Here is a 4,309-nt window from a genome sequence, read left to right as displayed (position 1 = left end):
CCCGCTGGGGTTCCCCTGTCCTCTGCGCCCCCACCCGGGGTGCGCTTCGCGACCCCGGGCTTTGTTGTGGCACCGCTCTGCGGTGTGCACCACAGTGCGGTGCTTAGCCCAAAAGTCGCTCAGTAATACAATCGACGTCCCGAGCAGCGAAACGATGCGGCTAAAGCCTGCACTCCAGCGCCATTCAACTCCTGGCCGTCTTTCTCAAATCAAACGTGACAGGGAAATCGTTGGGCGCATCGACCGGCGGCAGATCCGGCAGCACCAACCGGCCTCCGGTCAGTGTCTGGGTGTGGAACCGTGCCGTCCGCCGCGTTTCCGCTTCGTTGGCGTTGACCGGATAGATCTCGTGGGCCCGCCCGCTGGGGTCGGAAACGAAGTAACGGCATCCGCCGATCGAGTGCTCGGTGAATCGATCCACGATGTCGAATTGCAACGGCACATGAACGCCGATCGTCGGATGCAAACAACGTGGCGGTTGCCAGGCGCGGAATTTAATGCCGGCCAAATACTGACCGGCCACTTCGCTGGGATGCATCGGCACACGGTGACCGTTGCACAAGACGGCGTAGCGCGACGGATCGAACCCGTCCAGACTGAGCTGCAAACGTTCCATCGACGAATCGACAAACCGCGCTGTGCCGCCGCCGGACGGTTCTTCACCCATCAGGTACCACGGCTCGATCGCACCACGAAGTTCCAATCTCGCATCGCCGAGGACGACTTCACCGATCTTGGGAAACCGAAACTCGTAGTGCGGCAAGAACCATTCCAGTTTCAAATCGACGCCCATCTGACGCAGCAGGCTGAGCGATTCATCTAAATCACTCCAGATGAAATGCGGCAACATGAATCGATCGTAAAGCGACGTGCCCCAGCGCGCCAAAGGCTGCTTGTAGGGTTGATTCCAAAACGCGGCGACGATCCCCCGAATCAACAACTGTTGGGCCAAATTCATCCGAGCATTCGGCGGCATCTCGAATCCGCGAAACTCGACCAGCCCTAATCGACCGGTGCTCGAATCGGGCGAATAAAGTTTGTCGATACAGATTTCGGCGCGATGCGTGTTGCCGGTCAAATCGACCAGCAGATCGCGGTACAGGCGGTCGACGGTCCAGGGCATGATGGTCTGGCCCTCGCGGTAAAACCGCTCCATCTCCACCAACGCGATCTCCATTTCATGCACGCTGTCGCGCCGGGCTTCGTCCATCCGCGGCGCCTGGCTGGTCGGCCCGATGAATTTGCCACTGAACAGATACGACAGGGCAGGGTGGTTGTGCCAGAACCGAATCATGCTGGCCAACAAATCGGGACGGCGGATGAAAGGGCTGTCGGTCGGAGTCTTACCGCCCAGCACGATGTGGGCACCACCGCCGGTCCCGGTGTGCATCCCATCGATGTCGAACTTCTGTGCCGTCAATCGGCTCTCGCGTGCTTCGCGATAAATCGTCTCGGTCAATCCGACCAAGTCACGCCACGAGGACGTGGGCTGGACGTTGACCTCGATCACTCCCGGATCGGGAGTGACTTTGAACATTTCGACGCGGTGGTCGTGCGGCGGCAGGTAGCCTTCCAAAACCACCGGCATGTCCAAGTCGACACAGGTTTCTTCGACCGCCGACACCAGGTCCAAATAGTCTTCCAGATTTTGCGTCGGGGGCATGAACACGTGCAGTCTTCCGAACCGACATTCGACACACAGTGCCGTGGGAATCACTTCCGCATCGACCGGCGCGTCGTCCTCGCGACGTAACTCCTCTTCGACTTTCTCGATCCGCTGTTGGTCCTGCCGGATCGTCGAAACCTCCGGCAGTGGATTGCGTGGCGCGAAGGGATCGCGGGGCAGATTGTCCACGGGGGTGGGTGCGGCGGATTTGGGCAAACTGTCCAGCGGCAATCGCAGACCGATCGGAGAGTCTCCGGGGATGACGAACACCTTTTCACCGCGGACCGGCCAGCGCCCGCCGACCCAACCCGGGTGTGCCTGCCACCAAGCTCGTTTCAGTGGCATCACAAACCCGACCGGTTTGTTCAGCCCCTGGGTGAAGGTTCTCACCATCATCGCGCGTTCGTTGGGATCTTCCAACTTCGGATCGGTGGGCTCGACATCGATCGGCAGCTTCTGTTCTTTCCACAAGTAGTGGAAGGTGTCCTCGTAGACGGGAAGCGTGACTTTGGCCTCGATCCCCAACGTGACGGCCAGGTGTTTGACAAAGCGTTCGGCATCGTCGTGGGTGAACCCGTAATCCTTGCCCTCGTCGGCGATGTACTTGGGGTTCTGCCAGACGGGCTGTCCGTCGGTGCGCCACAGACAGGTCAGCGCCCAACGCGGCAGCGATTCGCCGGGGTACCACTTGCCTTGTCCGTAGTGCAGCAACGCGCCGGGTGCGACGGTGTCACGCAGCTTCAAGAGCAGCACGTTGGAAAGCACGCGTTTCTCTTTTCCCACCGCATCGGTGTTCCACTGGGGATCATCGACATTGTCGATGGCGACAAACGTCGGTTCGCCACCCATCGTCAACCGCACGTCACCGATCGCCAGCACCTCGTCGACTCGATCACCGGCCGCCAGAATCTCGGACCACTGTTGATCGGTGTAGGGCTTGGTCGTCCGCGGCGCTTCCAAGATCCGCGTGACAGTCATCTCGTGCACGAATTCGACTTCGCACGGCTCATGACCGCCCGTGATCGGCGCCGCATCGCTGTAGTGTGGCGTGCACGCCAAAGGGATATGTCCTTCGCCGGCCATCAACCCGCTGGTCGGATCCAATCCGACCCAACCCGCACCCGGCAGATAGACTTCGGTCCAGGCGTGCAAATCACAGAAGTCGGCGGCCGGACCGGCCGGACCTTCGATCGGTTTTTCGTCCGGCGCCAGTTGGATCAAGTAGCCCGAGACGAACCGCGCGGCCATGCCGATGTGGCGAAACGCTTGAACGAGCATCCAGGCCGAATCGCGGCACGATCCGCTGGCCAATTTCAAGGTTTCCTCGGGCGTTTGCACACCGGGTTCCAGGCGGATCTTGTAATCGATCCGCTGTTGAGCCATGCGGTTGACATCGACCAGGAAATCGATCACCCGCTCAGACTTCTTGGGCAGTTCGCTGACCCAATCGGCCAACAGGGGCGTCATCGGTTCGGTGACCAGGTACGGCGCCAGCTGAAGCTCGATTTCGGGTGCGTATTGAAACGGCCAGGATTCGGCGCTCTCTTCGACGAAAAAATCGAACGGGTTGATCACCGTCATGTCGGCAACCAAATCGACCACGATCGACAGTTCTCGCGCCTTCTTGGGGAACACGACTCGCGCGACCGGATTGGCGAACGGGTCTTGTTGCCAATTGATGAAGTGGTCTTCGGGACGGACACTCAGATCGTACGAGACGATTTTCGTGCGGCCGTGATAGGCCGGGCGAAGCCGTATTTTTTGCGGGCCAAGCCCGACGGAGCGGTCGTATTGATACTGAGTCTTGTGGTGGAGAGCGACGCGGATGGTCATGCAGATTGGGTTGCGTAAAAGTAGTCTTGTCCGAGTGAATCACCGACGGCGTTGAGTTCAATCTGCAAGCGATCGACGAATTGATGCATGCCGCCGGCGATCACTTCTTTGACGTTGGTATTTTCCAAGCGATGACGAAGTGCGGCGATTCGCTGCCTGGCTTGTCCGGGCAACTCCGATTCGGATTCGCTTTCGATCTCGCGAAGCGATCGGTCGACACCGGCGACACAGGAATAGATGCTGCGCGGGAACGTTCGGTGGAAGAGGAAAAAAGCGACGATCTTTTCGATATCCATCAGCTGATGTTCGCGGCGATAGGCTTCAAATCCGCTGATCGCCAGCAGCAGCGTCGACCACTGCAGATCATCGACCGCGGTGCCGACGTCTTCCACACGAGGCAGCAAGTTGAAGTACTTGACGTCCAAAATCCGAGACGTCTTGTCGGCCCGCTCGAGCAAACGCCCGACGTTGAGAAAGTGCCAGGCGGTGTTGTGGGGCATCGTGTTGTCCAACACGCCGGTCCACATCAATGCGTGGTCGCGAACCTGCTCAAAAAAATCCGCCGTCGGATCGGTCAACTGTGACGGGCTGCTGTCGCGAACGAAATGGTAGAAATCATTCAGTTCCTCAAACGCCTCGGTCGACAACGCCTCGCGGACGCTCCGCGCGTTTTCGCGTGATGCCCGTAAACACGTCAGCATCGAACTGTGGTACTCGCGATCAAACGCCAAGAATTGCACCACGTTCTGACAGTTCGCCGTGCCGTACTTGGCCTTGAACCACTCGTTGTCGCCGGTCACCTGAACCAAT

The 4,309-nt window shown here is 59.3% G+C and carries 2 protein-coding genes; both read right to left on the bottom strand.

The features are described 5' to 3' along the window. Positions 1 to 184 precede the first annotated feature (184 nt). On the bottom strand, positions 185 to 3,499 hold the full coding sequence (locus ABX749_RS24005) for a DUF2126 domain-containing protein (RefSeq protein ID WP_372898226.1): 3,315 nt from the start codon (positions 3,497 to 3,499) through the stop codon (positions 185 to 187). Continuing rightward, the coding region (locus ABX749_RS24000) for an alpha-E domain-containing protein (protein ID WP_372898225.1) at positions 3,496 to 4,309 on the bottom strand (814 nt) is incomplete at its 5' end. The genes ABX749_RS24000 and ABX749_RS24005, both read right to left, overlap by 4 nt.

This window comes from Stieleria sp. (genome assembly GCF_041595215.1).
Lineage (GTDB): Bacteria > Planctomycetota > Planctomycetia > Pirellulales > Pirellulaceae > Stieleria > Stieleria magnilauensis.
This window is presented reverse-complemented; position numbering and strand designations above follow the sequence as displayed.

Excerpts from the sequence above, each read along its gene's own strand:
- ABX749_RS24005 (WP_372898226.1), bottom strand. The coding sequence starts at position 3,499 with ATGACCATCCGCGTCGCTCTCCACCACAAGACTCAGTATCAATACGAC.